The organism is Spirochaetota bacterium, assembly GCA_004297825.1.
In the GTDB taxonomy this organism is placed as follows: domain Bacteria; phylum Spirochaetota; class UBA4802; order UBA4802; family UBA5368; genus FW300-bin19.
In genome coordinates, this window is record SCSX01000067.1 from 1 (window position 1) to 17,411 (window position 17,411).

A 17,411-nucleotide genomic window follows, 5' to 3' on the forward strand; every position below is an offset into this window, starting at 1 on the left:
AACTCGAGCGCCTCCGAGGCCGACATGTCGAGCACCTCGTAGATGTTCTTCCCGCGGAACCGGACCTCGAGCGTTTCGTGGTTATAGCGCCTTCCCTTGCAGACCTCGCAGGTCACGTACACGTCCGGGAGGAAGTGCATCTCGATCTTCTTGATGCCGTCGCCCTCGCAGGACTCGCAGCGCCCTCCCGGGACATTGAACGAGAACCTTCCTGCCTTGTACCCGCGCGCCTTCGACTCGGGGAGCCCCGTGAAAAGCTCGCGGATGGGGGTGAAAACCCCGGTGTAGGTCGCGGGGTTCGAGCGGGGCGTGCGCCCTATGGGGGACTGGTCGATGTCGATGACCTTGTCGATCTGCTCTACGCCCGAAATTTTCGTGAACTTGCCGGGGTGCTCCTTGGATTTCATCACCAGCGCCGAAAGCGCGCGGTACAGGATCTCGATGACGAGCGTCGATTTTCCGGAGCCCGATACGCCCGTCACGCAGGTGAGCACCCCCAGCGGGAAGCGGGCGTTCACGTCGCGCAGGTTGTTTTCCTTCGCGCCGGTGATCTCTATAAAGCCCCGGGGTTCCCTTCTGCGGAGCGGGATCTCGATCCTGAATGTTCCCGCGAGATATTTCCCGGTGAGCGATTTTGGGTTGCGCGCGATCTCGTCGGGCGTGCCCTTCGCGATTATGTAGCCGCCGGCGAACCCGGCCCCAGGCCCCAGGTCGACGACGTAGTCGGCCTCGCGGATGGTTTCCTCGTCGTGCTCGACCACGATCACGGTGTTGCCCAGGTCGCGCAGGTACTTGAGCGTATCCAGGAGCTTCCGGTTGTCCCTCTGGTGGAGACCGATACTGGGCTCGTCCAGGATGTAGAGCACGCCCATGAGGCTCGAGCCTATCTGCGTCGCGAGTCGTATGCGCTGCGCCTCCCCCCCAGACAGGGTCCCGGCGGCGCGGTCGAGCGTGAGGTAGTCGATGCCCACGTCTTTCAGAAAATTCAACCGTGTGCGGATCTCCTTGAGCACCTGGGTCGCGATCTTCATCTCGGTCTCGGTGAGCTCGATGGACCCGAAAAAGCCGTGCGCGTCGCGTATGGAATAGCCCGTCACTTCGTGGATGTTCTTCCCGGCGACGCGCACCGCGAGGCTTTCCGGCCGAAGCCGCATGCCCCCGCAGGCGTCGCACACGCGGTTCTCCATGAAGCGCTCCATCCATTCGCGCATGTCCTCGGACTTCGTCTCGCGGTAGCGGCGCTCCAGGTTGGGGATCACGCCCTCGAATGTCCGGGCGAACTTGAACTGCGCGTCCTCGCGCTTGATGTCGTAGCGTATCTTCTTCCCCCCGGTGCCAAAGAGGATGACGTCCTTTATCTTTTTGGGGAGGTCCTTCCACGGCCGGGACCCGTCGAACTGGAAATTTTTTTCAAGCGCCTCGAGCTGCTCGCGGTACCAGTAGCTTATCGTTTTCCCCCATACCTCCAGGGCCCCCTCGTACAGCGATTTTTCGGGGTCGCCCACGACGAGCTCGGGCGAAAACTGCATGAGGTAGCCCAGCCCGCTGCACGTTTCGCAGGCGCCGTAGGGGCTGTTGAACGAGAACATCCGCGGCGAAAGCTCGGGGATCGATATTCCGCAATCCGGGCACGAGAGCGAGGTGGAATAGAGGCGCTCCTGGCCGTTCACGTCCACGACGACCAGCCCCTCCGCGAGCTCGATCGCGGTCTCGACGGAATCGGCGAGCCTGGAGCGGATCGCGTCTTTCAGGACGATACGGTCGACAACGATCTCGATGTTGTGCTTCTTGTTCTTGTCTAGCTTGATCTCCTCGTCGAGCGAGCGCTGCTGGCCGTCCACGCGAACCCTCGCGAAGCCGCTCTTGCGCGCGAACTCGAAACGGTCCCCGTGTTCCCCCTTGCGCCCGCGCACGACCGGGGCCATCACCTGGATCTTCGATCCGGGCGGGAGCGTGAGCATCGATTCCGTGATCTGGTCGACCGATTGCGAGGAGATGCGCTTCCCGCACTGCGGGCAGTACGGGATTCCCACGCGCGCGAAGAGAAGGCGAAGGTAATCGTAAATCTCCGTGACCGTGCCCACCGTGGAACGCGGGTTGCGGTGCGTGGTCTTCTGCTCGATGGAAATCGCGGGGGAAAGCCCGTCTATGAGGTCCACGTCGGGCTTTTCCATGATTCCCAGGAACTGGCGCGCGTACGCCGAGAGCGACTCGACGTATCGTCTCTGTCCCTCCGCGTAGATCGTATCGAACGCGAGCGAGCTCTTTCCCGAGCCCGAAAGGCCGGTGATGACCACCAGGCTTTCCCTGGGCAAATCTATGGAGATGTTCTTGAGGTTGTGTTCCCTCGCCCCTTTGATCCGGATGACATCCAGGCTCATATCAGGGTGATGGTAGTCGAACCGCACATGGGACATACGACATCGAAATCCTCGCCGTCGTCGAGCTCGTCTTTTTTCTTGAGGATATAGTCCTCCCAGCGGTAATCGCAGTCTTCGCAGGCGTAGCTCACCTCGATTTTGCGAAGGTTTTTCTTTTTCTTTTTCTTGGTGGGATCTTCCTCGTCGGCCTCGTCTCCTTCGTCGGCCTCGTCTCCCTCGTCGGCCTCGTCCTCCTCGACATCACCGGTCTCCCGGGTGATATCTACCTCCTCGTAGCCGGCCGCCCCGAGATCTTCCTCGTCTGCAAGCTCTTCCTCGTCGAAGTGTTCATCGTAGTACTCGTCTTCGTACACTTCGTCGTCGTATTCTTTTTCGAATTCAACTGCCATGGCATCACCCTGAATGGAACAATATCACCGCTCCGCACAAGGATTGTATGATACTCCCTGTGTGCGCCCTCTGCCGACGGTTCGCTTACGCGGCGGCTTTCCAATCGAGACTCGTGGTCTCCCTATATTATAGCTGAAAGGCGGCGCGAAGCACAACCGTTTAGTCGTTTTTTATCGAAAAAATTTCGACACTGCACGTCGCTGCGTAATTCTCGGACAAATCTATGGAGCCGGTCATTTTTTTGTCAAATAAATTGCCGAAAAAATTTATTTTTTGTCGGGCCGCGATTTAACGTACGTTTTCATGTCGAATTTCGCTCAAGGCCCTTCGCCTTAATGTAACGCACCTTGCCGAAATTAGGCGCCCAGGTCGCGTCCGTCCAGCCCCCGCATGTTGATAAAAATAGCACGGTCTGATACGCATCCGTGGGGTCAGAGCCCTATTCCGGGATATTCTTACCCCGGTGCAAAGTGACAATTTCCATGGCATCATGGTTCGCGGCGGCACACGCGACCAAAGGGGGCATTATATGATGGGAATGGGCGATCGCGCAGGTGGGATACGCACCCGGAAGAGGGTCAGAGCCCTTCCTGGCGAATTGTGGAGCCTCGGTTTGCACCGGCCCGTCTCGATCCGGGGCAAATGAATTATCGGAACCCCGTGCCGGTGATAGAATCATCCTTGCTGGAATAGCCTGGATTTCCGTGAATCTGACCGCTTGACAAATTCCGTATGTTGCATGCAGTATCAGGTATTTCACTGACCGGGGGATGATTATGAATTACCTGACATATGCGCGGGAAGAGCGGGAATACCATTCCAGGTTTGCGCGATATAACCGGAGAAAAAAGGCGTTCCTGAAATGGTATTTCAAGCTTTATCACCGGCTGGAGGTAAGGGGGCTCGATAATATCCCCGAGGGGCCCGCGCTCATCGTTCCCAACCACAGCGGCGGGTTCGATCTCGATATAATGGCGATCATGTTTTTTGCTCATCCGTCGCGGGAAATAAGCGTGCTCATCGCCCGCGAATGGCATTTCATTGAAAGTACATGGGGGCGATACTTTGTAGGAGGAGGCATTCCCCTGCGGCTGCGGGGAGGCATACAGTATGATTATATCGATCCCTGGCTGGTGAAAGGAGGCGCACGCTTCCCCGGCCTGGTGTGCATTTTCCCCGAGGGCGGATCAGGGACCGTGTGGAACCGCGGGAAGCTTAAGCCTTTTTATCCTGGCGTTGTCAGGCTTGCGCTTCGGTATCAAGTACCCATAGTTCCTGTCGCGATGATCGGGTTCGACCTCGCCTCGCCTATCGTCATGGAAATCGCGCGGGACCACCGTACACCTGACGTTGTCATGCCGCCCTTCACCCTTCCCGTGAAAACACGAATCGAATTCGGACGACCCTTCGAACTGGAGTCCCTTTATGGAAGGGAACTTGGTAGAAAAGATGAATTTCGTATCGCGAATGAAATCGTTCGCCCAAGGGTGGCCGAGGTTATTCATCGGCACCGCGCGGTCTCGCTCGTACCATGGGATGGGGGTCAGAGCCGTTAGTCTTAAAATTTATCGGGGGTCAGAGCCATTTTTGTTCCGTTTTCCGAGCCTGTATTCGTAAAGATAAGCGGAGCACAAAAAATGGAGCAGGCCCAATGCCCAGACCGCATCGACGATGTCTTCCGAATACAACTTATCATGTCTATTCCCGGTGCATAGAATGGAAAACCCTTCTCACAGAAGATAGTGCGAAGGACATGATGATTTTCACTCTACGACGCACCCAGCGGAAATATCGATTTGAATTGATATTCTACCAGATCATGGACAGCCATTTTCACCTGGTAGTCAGGACACTCCACGGGGGAGCCACAATCTCCCGCATCATGCAGTATTTCAAGGCACGCTACGCGGAGTCCTTCAATCGGGCGGCGAAGCGGATAGGCCCCTTCTGGAATGAAAGATTCAAAGATACGATTGTTGAAGAGCACTACCGGTCGCGCGACGAGGTATTGGGAATGCTTTGGTACCTTGCTTATAACCCGGTTAGGCATAAAAAGGAAAAAGATCCTCGGGGCTATCGGTATGGAGCGGTCAATTGTTACCTTGATGACAAATTCAGGACGCTGGTAGAGATCACGCACCATGCCGCATTCACTGGGCTGGGAAGGTCAATGGGAGAACGGATCAGAAAATTTCAGGAATTTGAGGGGATTTATTTCAATTACTATGACGGGGTCAGAGCCCGTAAGGCCTGTAAAAACAGGCGATGGGTTCGAATACAATATTCGAGGGAATAACCTGCCCACCACCCGATGGACCTATCCCTTGAACAGTTACTTTATCAACCTCATCACCGTATCCGCATTGAGTGCCGAATGCGCGCTTACGTCGTTTCCTGCTTTTTCAAGCGCCATGGAAACGCTTTTCAGCACATCAGCAGTTTTCCCACCGTCCGCAATGTTGCTCGCGACGATATTTTCAACTTCGATTTCGAGCCTCGTGATGCGTGAGATTTCTTCGCGAATCGTGGAATGCACCTGGTCCCGTTTCTCTTGAAGAATGGCTGCGGTCGGTGAATCACCCACGAAATCCTTTAAGACCTTTTTCCCTTCGAAGGTAGAGGAATCAAGGATTTGCCTGCCCTCGTTCCCACCGCGTGCAAGATCCTTTTCCAGGAGATCGATGCCGTTCCTTACCACCTGGCTCCGGGTGAGGGCCGATTGCAGGTCGCGAAGCTCCACCTGGATCGAATCGAGACGACTGTTGACGCGGTTCCCGATTTCAATGGAATCCCCGCGGAGCTCGCCGCGTTTCTTGCGATCGCGACCTTCCCCTTCGACCTGGCGATCATTGGATATTTTGCTCGCGGAACCTAGAATCCCATCAATGGAAACCTTCATGTTACACCCTCCGTTGTGCGCGCGTCAGCACAGTTTACCATTCTCGTGTATCTTAGGGGTCGTGCGGGTTTTTGTCAAATAAATAATTCCAGGAGACATAATAAATACAAAGGCGGGCAGGGGGCCGATACACGGGTACGAGGCGCGACAGACTCCTTCCCGGACGGGAGCGTCACCGGGTCAAACTGCCTTCTTTTCCGCTTTCTCCATGCGAAGAGATACCACCTTGGAAACGCCCGGCTCCTCCATGGTCACGCCGTAGATGGATTCCCCTATCCGCATGGTCTTCTTGTTGTGGGTCACGATGACGAACTGCGAGGTCTTGGCGAACTGCTGGAGCATCCTCAAAAATCGCCCGATATTCTCCTCATCCAGTGGCGCGTCGATCTCGTCAAGGAAACAAAAAGGCGACGGTTTCACCATGTAGGTCGCGAAGAGCAACGCGATCGCGGTGAGCGCCCTTTCGCCGCCCGAAAGCAGGTTGATACTCTTGGGTTTTTTCCCCGGAGGGCGCACGAAGATGTCGATCCCGCTCTCGAGAACGTTTTCGGGTTCGGTGAGCTCGAGGCTCGCAGTCCCTCCCTCGAAGAGCTGCTTGAATATCTCGGAAAAATTTTTCTGTATATCCATGAAGGTCGACAGGAACATGTCCATCGACGTCTTGTTGATGTCCTGGATGACGGAAATGATGTCCTCTTTCGCCTTCTCGATATCCTTGCGCTGGTTTATGTAATAGTCGAAGCGCTTCTTTAAATCCTTGAATTCCTCGATCGCGAGGTTGTTTATCGGACCAAGGTCCTGGATCTTTTTTTTCAGCTCCTGGATGTTCCTCTGGATATCGGGGAGCTGGGAATCGTCGGCCTGGACCGATTTCATGTCGGCGACCTTTTTCTCGTACTCGGTCCACACGTATTCCTCTATGCCGTTCATCCGGAAAATAAGCTCGACCAGCCCCTTGTCCATCTCGCCGATACGGTCGTTCATCTTTGCCAGACTCTCGGAATCCTTGCGCGATACGTCCTTCCGGTTCATTATCTGCCGCTCGATCTCGCCGCGCCGCTCGTTGCATTCGGCAATCTTTTTCCTGAGCGTCTCGCTCCGCTCGCCGAACTCGACCAGGCGATCCTCCATCTCGCGTATTTCACCCTGGAGCGCCTGGATGGCTTCCTCCGACCTGGTGAGATCCTGGCGGTGGGCGTCTATCTGCGCCTGGACGTCGCCAATCTGGTGCGCGAGCGATTTCAAATGCTTCTCGATCCAGTCGTTCTCCTTTTCGTTCCCGGAGAGGTCCTTTTCGAGCTTCATGATCATGCCGTTGATGTTCTCGACCTCGGCCTGCTCGTTTCTGATGAACTCCTCGAGGGACGCGATCTCGGCGTTCAACGACTCGTTCGACGACATCGTGCCCGCGATACTGCCGTCAAGCTGTTCCTTTTCGGCGTGGATGCCGGTCTTATCGAACAGGATGGAGCGGAACCCGTCCTCGAAGCTTTCGAAAAGCGCGATGTCGCCCTTGAGCGTTTCCAGGTCTATGCCCCGCAGGGACGCCCGCGCCTCGTCGGTAAGGCCCAGCTCAAGGTTCTGCAGGCCTCCCCGCAGCGCGTCCTCGATCATCCTGATCTCCTCGCCTATTCGCGCGCGCACGCGCTGGCGCTCTTCCTCCGAACCCGCGAGCTCCGCCTTTCGCTTCTCGATCGCGTCGACGAGCTTTTTTATGACGCGTTCAAGGCTCTCGCGCAGCGACTTGAGTGTCTCCTCGTTTTCCTTTATCCGCCGGCGGTTCAGCTCGATCCTGTCGCGCGACGTGTGGATCGACTGGATCTTCTTCTTGCGCATCTCGTAGATGCTCTCGAGGCGGTCGCGATCTTCCTTGATCTTTCGGCGGATATCCACTCCGGCCTGCTCGGTCTTGACGCGCTCGTCCGCGAGGCGCGCCAGGCTCTCGCCGCGCTCGGCGATGTTTTTCTCCACCGCCGCGCGCCTCTTCATGGTCTCCTCGATGAGCGAGCGGTTCTTCCCACTGCGCGCGTCGATGTCCTCGACCTTGATGCTGTAGGCATGGAGCTTCTTGTCGAGTTCGAACATCTCGAGCTGTATGTCGTTGCGGTACTTCTCGTCCTTCTCGTTCTCCGCGCTCACCACGCTCACCTTCGCGGTGAGCGCCTCGCGTTCCCTCTTGAGACCCGCCAGGTCCGCCTCGATCTTTTTCCTGCGGCGCACGAGCTCCGCGTATTTCAGGAAATTGAGCCGAATATCGTATTCCTTGAGCTCGCCGGTGAGTCCCAGGTAGACCTTCGTCTTCTCGGCCTGTTTGGCCTTGAGGTCTTTTTCCCGCTCGATCTCACGCACGATATCGTTGATGCGCTCCAGGTTGGTGCTCGTCTCCTCGAGCTTGCGCAGGCTTTCCCGTTTCTGGAATTTAAAGCGCGAAATGCCCGCCGCCTCTTCGAAGATGTAGCGTCGGTCCTCCGCGCGCGTCGAGAGTATCAGGTCCATGCGTCCCTGCTCCATCACGGAGTAGGCGGATTTCCCGATCCCCGTATCCATGAAAAGCTCCTCGATGTCCTTGAGGCGCACGGGCGACTTGTTGATCAGGTATTCGGATTCGCCGTCGCGAAAGACGCGCCTGGTGACGGTGACCTCCTCGGAATCGAGCGCGAGCACGCGGTTGGCGTTGTCGATCGTGATGCTCACCTCGGCCAGCGACAGCGGTTTGCGCGAATCGGTGCCCGAGAAAATGATGTCCTCCATCTTCTCGCCCCGGATGTTGCGCGCCTGTTTCTCCCCGAGCACCCATTTTATTGAATCGACGACGTTCGACTTGCCGCAGCCGTTCGGGCCCACGATCGCAGTGATCCCGGGTTCGAATACGACGGGGGTCCGTTCCGCGAAGGATTTGAACCCGAATATTTCCATGGACTTGAGAAACATGTTCAGTCAGGTGCGTTCGTTTTTTTCCGTGTTTCTTATTTCAGGAGTCGATTCGGCCCTGAAGAGGGGATGCGCCGGTCACGGGACGCGATTGCCGTCCCGCGTGAGCGTCTGTTTCGAAATAAGATTATGTGCTTCAATAAGGCGGGAGCGCCCATTAGGCAAGTAGAATTTTACCCGGCCCCGTGTTTTTTGCCGCTGTGCCGGGCGGTGTTCTCCGGGCGCGGGCGCCGATATCGCTTTCGGTAATATCAGAACCCCACCCTTGTCCTTTTGCCGTAAATCCGCATAAGCTCCGCGGAAATCTCCCCCGGCGCCGATACCCGGACCTCTATGGCGTGCTCCGGGCAGAGCGCCGCACAGCGGCCGCACCCCTTGCACAGCGCCCCGTCGATGAGGGCTCTGACCCCTTCCCGCGAGATCGCGCGGGCCATGCACGCGTCCACGCACGCGCCGCAGCCCGTGCACGAATCGAGCACCACAACCGATACGCCGGGAAGCCTGAAGGTATTCTCGGTGAATCCCGGTGAGAGGCGCTCCCGCACGATCCGCCGGACGGTGCAGCAGCACTCGCAGCAGAAGCACACGTTCAACATGCGCCGGTAGTCGACGCCCCACATCCAGGCGTCGAAGCTGTTGTGCACCACAAGCGGGAAAAGCCCGGACGCGATCGCGTCTGCCGCATGGCGCACCGCCCGGTCCGCCGTCACCTCGAGGCCCAGCCCCGGGTCGAGCCCGCCCACGGCGTCCCCCAGGAGCAGGCAGCCCAGCGTTACCGGGTGTGTGCGACACCCCTCCCCGCGGCGGCACAGGCACTCGCGCATGACAGCGACGCGGGAAGCCCCGCGAATGAGCGGTTCGAGTATCGCGAGCGGCAGCACGACATGGGGGCCCGATACCACCGTCGCGTGTATCGGAACCATATGACCGGAAGTGGTACGCGAGGAATCGCGCCGCGAAAACACGCGCCACCGCTCGAACGGGCGAAGCAGCCTGCCAAGCGCCATGATGACGCGATACCGATACGCCCTGTACCCCATTGTCCTTCTATTGCCTCGATCCCATTGCCCAATGACCGGAACGCCCTGCGCGGCAGTGTAGTGCGCCTCTGAGTTTCATGCTTATGATGCCATTGTCAATCTATTTCGCGTGCAGCTATAACGGCACATGTCATGTGGTACCGTTCGCGTCACCCTTTCCGATACCTTGACAAGCTGGAGCATTCGTATCGGCGCGTTACTTTCCAAATACCACAAATGGTTGACCGTTTTCACGGGGCCCTGTATACTTTCATATGAACGGCCGCCCTGTTTCGCGGCCCCGAAATCCAGGCAGGCCGATACATTGGAAACACGATCACGCATCACGGAAATTCCCCAGACGCTCATCCTGGCGCTCACGATCGTCCTTGCCGCCGGCTGGCTGGCCGGGTGCGCCAGCACCGGGAAGGCCAGGATATACAGGTTCACCGACACCTACACGGGGGGGCCAAACAAGCAGACGGAAACCGCCGACCGGATTGAGCGGGAGGCCACCTACGCGGTCTATTTCAAGCTCCTTCGCACCGAGGAATGCATCCGCGTGAGCATGAGCGCCCAGAAGGCCGGCCAGGAAAACATTTTTTTGCAGGAGAAGGCCCTTCCCATGTTCTTCATCGTCGAAAAGGCCATCGACATCAGGAAACTCGCGGTTCCGGGCCAGCAATTCATGTTTTCGGAACTGGGAAGAAATTACGATATCAATTTCAAGCCGAAACAGGACGTCGAGATATGCTCCGACGAGGCCTATCCCATCAAGAGGCTCGACGCCGCGGTGTACCGCATCCGCTTCTCGGCGCTCAGTGGCGAGGATTTCGAGCTGTTCACCTCCGTGTTCTCCAACGCGTCGCAGGCCGTCATCTACGCCGACCCGGAACAGGCGTTCAAATGAAGCATTATGTCTATCTCGAGTCCGAGAACAACTTCGAAATGGGCGAGGAGTGGCTGCGAAGAAAGGACTACGAGAAGGCGGAGCTGCATCTGAAAAAGGCGATAGAGCTCAATCCCCGCTTCATGTATTCGTATATCGTGCTCGCGGAGGTGTACGCCAGGAAAAAAGACTTCACGAAAGCGGGTCAGATATTGAACAAGGCATCGAAGATCGATCCGGAGTTCCATAAGCTCCACCACCTCATGGCAAAATACGCCTTCAAGGCGGGCGACTACCCGCTCGCGCTCCGGCACATCGACCGCGCTCTCAGCGAGAACGCGCAGCCCCTGTACGAGAAGTCGCGCCGCGTGATTGATCGGGCGCTTAAAAACCGCCGGTAGGTCCGCATGGATTTTCCTTGACGGCCCGAGACATAATCGGTATATTATGCGTGATTTTGCGCGACGTGACCGTCTCGCCTCGTTTTTGTGCGGGGTATCGTGCGTTTCGGGCAGAATTAACGGGTATTTGGACCCGCATATTTTGAATCAAATATGGAGGAAACATGAAAAAACTGGTAGTGATGCTTGCCGTGCTCGGCCTGCTGTTCCTGGCCGCGGACACCTCTTACGCGCGCGGAATCGGAATCAAGGGCGGATACGCCGTTATGGGTGGCGATTATGCGGATGCCGAGATCGATGATACCCCATTTTTTGGCGTATTTTTCGACGCTGGAAATTTTCTTTTCAACAGCCTGAAATTCAAACCGGGCCTGGATTACCTGACACTCAAGGGACCCAATGACACCTTCGAAGCCGACGTGTGGGGCATTCATATCGACTGGTACTGGCACTTCCTGGGACAGACTGCGATCAGCCCATTCCTTGGATTCGGTCCCGCTCTGAACCTGTATGATTTCAAGACCTCGCATGAATCCGATTCCGATGCGGGCATCGAAGGATTTGCCGGGTGCGAATTCGCGATAGCGGGTCCCTTTACCCTTATACTCGAAGCGCGTTACGTAATCCACGACATCGCGTCGACAGACACAAACATGTGGAAGCTGGGCGTAGGGATTCAGTATAATTTCTAACTCCGAGTTCTCAGTCGGATAAAATCCCCTTCTCGCAAGTAGAGCCGTCCCACCGGGACGGCTCTACTTGAATGCGTATCGGCCCCCAAAACTCCTTACGCCTTTCTCCTCTTATCAAAATCCGCCCGGCTGAAAAGCGCTATCACCTGCACGCCCGTCGCCTCGATCGCTTCGCGGCCGCCTTCCTCACGGTCGACCACCACCGCAGCCCTGATCACGTTCAGGCCGGATTCGCGCATACGTTCGATCGCCGTGATCGTGGAGCCGCCCGTCGTGATCACGTCGTCGATCACCACCACGTCTTTCACACCCTCCAGCACGCCCTCGATCCATTTTTGCGTGCCGTGCTTCTTGGGCTCCTTGCGCACGATGAGCGGTTTAATGATCGCGCCGTTGCGGAACGCCTCCAGGCTTGCCGCTAGCGCGATCGGGTCGGCGCCCAGGGTGAGGCCGCCGCAGGCCTGGCAGCCCAGGTCCTTCACCGCCTGGAACATGAGTTTCCCCGTGAGGGTGCATCCCTCCGGGTCCAGCGTCGTCGCCTTGCAGTCGAAATAATAAAAGCTCTCGCGCCCGGATACGAGCTTGAAGGGCGGTACCTCCCGGTACATGAATGATTTCGTATAAAGTATTTCGAACAGTCTCTCGCGATCGGTCATTCGTCTCTCCTGAATTGATTATTGATTATTCACATTAAGCGTTTATCCGCCGGCGCCCCTCAAGGGAGATGAAGACCCTGTTTTTACGCTCTTAACAATTCTCTCCATTTCTCTCTTTGCCCCCTCCGGGGGTGCGGGGGCTTCCCATTCCCTACCCTTCCGTATTAAGCTTTGACGCGGGGGTGTTTTCGTGCAAGTCTTTTCACTTCTCTTTTTTGTACTTCTCCGGCCACAGGCGCTCGAGCCTTTCGCGGATGGCCTTTTCACTTCCTTCCATGGAAGGCTTGTAGTAGACCTTGTCTTCCAGTCCCTGCGGCAGGTAGCTTTCTTTCACGAAATGTCCCGCGAAGTCATGCGGGTACCGGTAGCCCTTCGCGTAGCCCAGGTCCTTCATGAGGCCAGTGGGCGCGTTCCGGAGATGCAGCGGTATCGGAACCGAATGGTCTTTCGCCTGTTCGCGCGCGGCCGTGAGGGCCATGTACGACGCGTTGCTCTTGGGGCACGACGCGAGGAAGGTGGCGCAGTGCGAGAGTATGATCGCGGCCTCCGGCATGCCGATATTCTGCACGGCCACCATAGCCGAGGTCGCGATCGACAGCGCCTGGGGAGAGGCGTTCGCCACGTCCTCGGAGGCGAATATCACCATGCGCCGCGCGAGGAAGACGGCGTCCTCCCCCGCCTCAATCATGCGCGCCAGGTAGTAGACCGCGGCGTTGGGGTCAGAGCCCCTCATGGACTTGATGAAGGCGGATATAGTGTCATAATGCCGGTCCCCGGCGCGATCGTAGTAGACCACGCTGTCGCGGACCGCCTCATCCAATATTTCGCGGGTGATGACCCCGTCCAACGAGAGCATCGCCGACTGCTCGAGCACGTTCAGCATCCGCCGTGCGTCCCCTTGTGCCAGGGCCACCAGCCTCTTCTTCAGATCGTCGTCTATGCGAACCCCCGCGTCGATGAGCGCCTTATCACCGGCCAGGGCGTTCTCGAGTATGACCGATAAATCCCCGGGCGCAAGGGGCTTCATCCGCAGCACCCGGGTCCGGGAGAGCAGGGGCGCGATCACCTGGAACGAGGGATTCTCCGTCGTGGCGCCGATAAGCACGATGTCCCCGCCCTCCACAGCGCCCAGCACCGCGTCCTGCTGCGCCTTGTTGAAGCGGTGAATTTCGTCCAGGAAGAGAAGCGTCTTCACGCCCCGCGCGCGATTCTCCTTGCCCTTCTCGATCACCTTGCGCACCTCGGGCACCCCCGAGGAGACCGCGCTCAGGAAATACGACTCCATGCCGCAATGCTCCGCGATGAGGCGCGCGAGCGTTGTCTTCCCGCACCCTGGCTCGCCCCAGAGGATCATGGAGAACGGCGACGCGCGCTCGATCAGGGTGCTCACGATGCGTCCCGGTCCCAGGAGGTGGGCCTGCCCCGCGAAGCCGGGGAGCGTGAGGGGCCGGCATCGCTCTGCAAGCGGCCGAATGTCGGGCGTGGTCACGAGTGTATACCTCGATTTTTGACTGGGGATGCGGGCACCCCGGGGAGATTCTCTGCACGGCGGGGGGTACTGTAAAATAAAAAAATCCGGCAGTACCGGATTTTTTTAGGTGTATCAGCGACGGTTCAAATCTAGCTGCGCTCTTCTTCAGCGTGGTCCTTCGCGACGACCTTGACTGCCACGAAGCGCCTGCCCTTGCTCTGGGCCGCAAAACGCCTGATCTTCTTGATCCGCCTGCGCTCTGCCTCTTCACGCTTGCGCTTTTTCTCTTCGCTGGGCTTCTCGTAATAGCGCCTGCGCTTGAGCTCTTTGAAGATGCCCTCGAAGGCCATTTTCTTCTTCAAGTTCTTGAAGGCCTTCTCGATATCCCCATTGACATCGACTTCTATCGGTGCCGGCATTGCCTGTCTCACATCCTTTTTTTAAAGTTTGTACAAGCCTATTGGACCCGCATGAATTGTCAATTAAAATTAAGAAGGGCGCGGGGGGTTCCCGCGCCCTGTTTTTATACTATCAATAATGTTACTTCGCGATTTCCTGATCGATAAGAGCCAGAACCTCGTCAACATTGTATACTGTTCCGTAGTTGATGAACTTGACCTTCAAGTCCTTCCCGATGAGAATGACGATTGACATGTCATCGACGTTACCGAGTCCCCACTGGGTCGGGAGTGAACGGTCGGCGTCGGTGAGGATCGTAGTATTGAACTGGGCCTCCTTCTTCCGCACCATCGCGCGAATGGCGGAATTGGGGATCCATTTTGAATCGGCGAGATTCGCGACGCCCTGTCCGCGGAATACGGATTCGGAATAGCTCTTACCTTTAACCGCGGTAGAAAGCGCATCGTTCGCATCGGCGGCGGTGCTGTCCGCGTAGGTGATCATGACCACCTTGGAGCCGAGATCCGGAATGACGGCGGGATTATCGGCCGAGTCGCGCAGCTGGATGTTCCATACGGCGTCGCCTACGCCTAACGCATATGCGCTGACCGCGCACGCAATGGCGCAGAATATCGTCAGAGCGATCAAAGACTTTCTCATAATATAAAACCCTCCTGTATTTTTACTCCCCCGACCATGAGTACGTAGACCGCATGAGACCCTGTTACCATGTATCCACCGCCGGGAAACGCATGGGCGGCGCACAGGATAATTGAATATCCATGCCTGCTCAGCACCTGTCTGGGTTTGTATCTGACATATATCATCCCGAAATTTATGTCAACCACTTAAATATGGATGGCGGTGCGGCTTTTTTGTTTGACCCTGACCGCGCGATGGGATAAGCATGAGGGGACCCCAACATTCGTAAAACAATTCATCCAAGGAGCGCAGCCATGAGTGAAAAAATCCCGGCCCCCGCGGCACATGACAAAAAACGGGCGGAAGAAAAACAATCCCGGCTGTCCGTCCTCAAGGCAAAGCTTATGTCGTTCCTGAACGACGTATACCTGGGTGAAAAAACCTACAACAAGATCACGGGAAAAATACTGAATGTGATCAAGATTTTCATTGTCTCGACGCGCAAGTTCATGCTGGACGACTGTCTCACCAAGGCCTCGGCGATTGCGTACACGACGGTGGTCTCCCTGATCCCCACGCTCACCGTGGGACTCACCTTTTATTCCATATTCGCGGGCGCCGGCGCGAAAAAGGAAGACCTCTTCCGCATGATGACCCAGTACATGACCGAGCACAACATCAAGCTCAATATCGACACCATCATAGAATCGATATCCTCCCTCATCGACAACGCCGCGCAGATAGGGGGCATCGGCGCCGTGGTCATGGTCTTCACCGCGACCGCCGTGCTGCGCTCACTCGAGAGCTCGCTCAACAGCATCTGGCAGGTGGAGCGCCAGCGGCCCGTGTTTCTCAAGATCATCTATTACTGGGCCGCGCTCACCCTGGGCCCGCTCATGCTCATAGCCGGGACCACGGCCGCCACGCAGGTATCCGCGTTCTTCTCCGCGCCCAATTACAATGCGGCAACCATCGCGCCCGACGGCCGCCTGTGGGTGACCGGGCAGAAATTGAGCATCCAGAACACGGCCCTGGGCGCCCTCAGCCTCCAGCCCGTCAAGCCGGACCGCTTCGACATGGACAACCAGCGCGTATTCGATTTCGATCCCGCGACGAAGACATTCAAGGAACAGGAATTCCGGCTGGAGGAGATGGAGCTTCGTAAACACGAACTCACCGACATCCAGTTTGTCAACAACCGCGGGTGGGTCGTCGGAAAAGGCGGCGTCATCTTCACCTCGTATGATCGCGGCAACACATGGCTCCCGGAGAAATGGGGCGGATTTAATTTCAGGGATATCCACATGCTGGACGCGATGCGCGGCTTCATCGCCGCCGAGGACGGCTACCTCCTGAAAACGGAGGACGGCGGGAAAAAATGGACCATCCAGGAATTCGGCGGGTTCAACTCAAACCTGAACTCCATAAGCTTTTATAACACTACCGGGATAATCACCGCCGATCGCGGGGCCCTGATCATAACCACCGACGGGGGAAAGACCTGGGCGCTCGATTACCTGAACGAGGCGAAACGCAAGAAACGCCCGGTAAGCCTCAACCAGGCCTCGATGCTCTCCGAGCAGAACATCTGGATCGTGGGCGACGAGGGGTTGATACTCAATACCGAAAACGGCGGGAAAAAATGGACCGTGTTCAAGTTCCAGGAAAAGAATTACACTGCCGTATATTTCGCGAATAAAACCACGGGCTATATCGGCGGCGAGAAAGGAATGTTTATCTATACCGATAACGGGGGCGAGAAATGGACGCGCTCGAATCTCCCCTCGCCCACGGTCAGGCGGTTTGTGCCGGGAGACGGCGGTATCATCGCGGTGGGTGACGCGGGAATGGTGCTCAAGTCCGTGGATAAGGGTAGCACGTGGCATGGATCCAAAGGCTCAAACGTGGTGGGTTATCTCCTGAACTTCTTCGCGCCGTTCGTTTTCATCTGGCTCCTCTTCCTCCTGACCTACATCGCGCTTCCCAACATGAAGATTCCGTTCAAGGCGGCTGCGGTAGGCGCCTCGTTCACCGGCGCGGTCTGGGTGGGCTTCATCCTGATATTCATCGTCTACGTGAAAAGCTTCGCGACGGGCACGGTTGCCGTGTACGGCGGACTTGCGGCCATTCCCATATTCCTGCTCCTGGTTTACTCATCGGCCGTGATCATCCTGTACGGCGCGCAGATCGCCTATACGCTCATGCATCCCTTTTCTTACCAGAACCTGAGACGGGCGTTCAAGGAAAACAAGGAAACGGCCGTCTATTACGGCATCGCGATCCTTTATACTATTTACCGTAATTTTGAAAAAGGCAAGGGCCCAACCTATTTCAAGGACCTGTTGAAGGCGACGGCGAACCAGGCGGACGATATCGATCACTTCAACGCGATCTTCAAGAAGGAAAAGCTCATCATTGAGACGGGAGACGGGGGTCTCATCCCGTCGACGTCGTCCGGCAATATCAGGCTTTCCGCCGTGATGGACATCATCCAGAGCAGCGACCTGGCGCTCCCGGCGCACGGCACCGATTCCCTTAAGCGCTATTTCAGCGACGTATTCAAGACGCTTAAAACTCAGCGCAACGAAACGCTCGGCGACATCACGCTTGAGAAAGTCATAGACGAGGTGGGCTGATACGC

Annotated in this window: 14 protein-coding genes; 5 read left to right on the forward strand and 9 right to left on the reverse strand. The window is 57.1% G+C overall.

The features are described from left to right. A partial coding sequence (gene uvrA, locus EPN93_13705; protein ID TAL33468.1) for an excinuclease ABC subunit UvrA occupies positions 1-2,375 on the reverse strand: 2,375 nt, incomplete at its 3' end. Positions 2,376-2,377: 2 nt separating this feature from the next. Beyond that, positions 2,378-2,770, reverse strand: a complete 393-nt coding sequence (locus EPN93_13710) for a hypothetical protein (GenBank protein TAL33431.1) — start codon at positions 2,768-2,770, stop codon at positions 2,378-2,380. 771 nt (positions 2,771-3,541) lie between these two features. On the opposite strand from EPN93_13710, the gene EPN93_13715 reads away from it, so the two are divergent. Together EPN93_13715 and EPN93_13720 are read left to right on the forward strand one after the other, a co-directional pair. Then, entirely contained in the window at positions 3,542-4,327 is a 786-nt protein-coding gene (locus EPN93_13715) for a 1-acyl-sn-glycerol-3-phosphate acyltransferase (protein TAL33432.1), read from the forward strand. Beyond that, positions 4,303-5,067, forward strand: a complete 765-nt coding sequence (locus EPN93_13720; GenBank protein TAL33433.1) for a hypothetical protein — start codon at positions 4,303-4,305, stop codon at positions 5,065-5,067. The genes EPN93_13715 and EPN93_13720 overlap by 25 nt, the downstream gene beginning before the upstream one ends. Positions 5,068-5,103: 36 nt before the next feature. Here the strand turns inward: EPN93_13720 and EPN93_13725 are convergent, their stop codons facing one another. The 3 genes from EPN93_13725 to EPN93_13735 all read right to left on the reverse strand — a co-directional run bounded on the left by EPN93_13725 (position 5,104) and on the right by EPN93_13735 (position 9,641). Further along, entirely contained in the window at positions 5,104-5,670 is a 567-nt protein-coding gene (locus EPN93_13725; GenBank protein TAL33434.1) for a hypothetical protein, read from the reverse strand. Positions 5,671-5,850: 180 nt separating this feature from the next. Then, positions 5,851-8,601, reverse strand: coding sequence for a hypothetical protein (locus EPN93_13730; GenBank protein TAL33435.1), 2,751 nt, complete (start codon positions 8,599-8,601; stop codon positions 5,851-5,853). A gap of 251 nt (positions 8,602-8,852) precedes the next feature. Next, the gene (locus tag EPN93_13735; protein ID TAL33436.1) at positions 8,853-9,641 is read right to left on the reverse strand and encodes a hypothetical protein; all 789 of its coding nucleotides are present in this window, start codon (positions 9,639-9,641) and stop codon (positions 8,853-8,855) included. A gap of 531 nt (positions 9,642-10,172) precedes the next feature. On the opposite strand from EPN93_13735, the gene EPN93_13740 reads away from it, so the two are divergent. Both EPN93_13740 and EPN93_13745 read left to right on the forward strand, forming a co-directional pair. Then, a complete protein-coding gene (locus EPN93_13740) occupies positions 10,173-10,910 on the forward strand; it encodes a tetratricopeptide repeat protein (protein ID TAL33437.1) in 738 nt (245 codons plus the stop codon). A gap of 164 nt (positions 10,911-11,074) precedes the next feature. After that, a complete protein-coding gene (locus EPN93_13745; protein TAL33438.1) occupies positions 11,075-11,602 on the forward strand; it encodes a hypothetical protein in 528 nt (175 codons plus the stop codon). A 95-nt stretch (positions 11,603-11,697) separates the two neighbouring features. On the opposite strand, the gene pyrE is transcribed toward EPN93_13745, so the two are convergent. From pyrE to EPN93_13765, 4 genes are all read right to left on the reverse strand, one after another. After that, the gene (gene pyrE / locus EPN93_13750; GenBank protein TAL33439.1) at positions 11,698-12,258 is read right to left on the reverse strand and encodes an orotate phosphoribosyltransferase; all 561 of its coding nucleotides are present in this window, start codon (positions 12,256-12,258) and stop codon (positions 11,698-11,700) included. Positions 12,259-12,460: 202 nt separating this feature from the next. Then, positions 12,461-13,747, reverse strand: a complete 1,287-nt coding sequence (locus EPN93_13755) for a replication-associated recombination protein A (protein ID TAL33440.1) — start codon at positions 13,745-13,747, stop codon at positions 12,461-12,463. 131 nt (positions 13,748-13,878) lie between these two features. Further along, positions 13,879-14,148 carry a 30S ribosomal protein S21 gene (rpsU, locus tag EPN93_13760; GenBank protein ID TAL33441.1) on the reverse strand — a complete coding sequence of 90 codons (270 nt, stop codon included), beginning with the start codon at positions 14,146-14,148 and terminating at the stop codon, positions 13,879-13,881. 121 nt (positions 14,149-14,269) lie between these two features. Continuing rightward, positions 14,270-14,788 carry a hypothetical protein gene (locus EPN93_13765; GenBank protein ID TAL33442.1) on the reverse strand — a complete coding sequence of 173 codons (519 nt, stop codon included), beginning with the start codon at positions 14,786-14,788 and terminating at the stop codon, positions 14,270-14,272. 296 nt (positions 14,789-15,084) lie between these two features. On the opposite strand from EPN93_13765, the gene EPN93_13770 reads away from it, so the two are divergent. Continuing rightward, a complete protein-coding gene (locus EPN93_13770) occupies positions 15,085-17,406 on the forward strand; it encodes a YihY family inner membrane protein (protein TAL33443.1) in 2,322 nt (773 codons plus the stop codon). Positions 17,407-17,411: the final 5 nt, after the last annotated feature.

Coding starts and splice junctions, on each gene's coding strand:
- EPN93_13710 (TAL33431.1), bottom strand. CDS start 2,770: ATGGCAGTTGAATTCGAAAAAGAATACGACGACGAAGTGTACGAAGAC.
- EPN93_13715 (TAL33432.1), top strand. CDS start 3,542: ATGATTATGAATTACCTGACATATGCGCGGGAAGAGCGGGAATACCAT.
- EPN93_13720 (TAL33433.1), top strand. CDS start 4,303: ATGGGATGGGGGTCAGAGCCGTTAGTCTTAAAATTTATCGGGGGTCAG.
- EPN93_13725 (TAL33434.1), bottom strand. CDS start 5,670: ATGAAGGTTTCCATTGATGGGATTCTAGGTTCCGCGAGCAAAATATCC.
- EPN93_13730 (TAL33435.1), bottom strand. CDS start 8,601: ATGTTTCTCAAGTCCATGGAAATATTCGGGTTCAAATCCTTCGCGGAA.
- EPN93_13735 (TAL33436.1), bottom strand. CDS start 9,641: ATGGGGTACAGGGCGTATCGGTATCGCGTCATCATGGCGCTTGGCAGG.
- EPN93_13740 (TAL33437.1), top strand. CDS start 10,173: ATGCATCCGCGTGAGCATGAGCGCCCAGAAGGCCGGCCAGGAAAACAT.
- EPN93_13745 (TAL33438.1), top strand. CDS start 11,075: ATGAAAAAACTGGTAGTGATGCTTGCCGTGCTCGGCCTGCTGTTCCTG.
- pyrE (TAL33439.1), bottom strand. CDS start 12,258: ATGACCGATCGCGAGAGACTGTTCGAAATACTTTATACGAAATCATTC.
- rpsU (TAL33441.1), bottom strand. CDS start 14,148: ATGCCGGCACCGATAGAAGTCGATGTCAATGGGGATATCGAGAAGGCC.
- EPN93_13765 (TAL33442.1), bottom strand. CDS start 14,788: ATGAGAAAGTCTTTGATCGCTCTGACGATATTCTGCGCCATTGCGTGC.
- EPN93_13770 (TAL33443.1), top strand. CDS start 15,085: ATGAGTGAAAAAATCCCGGCCCCCGCGGCACATGACAAAAAACGGGCG.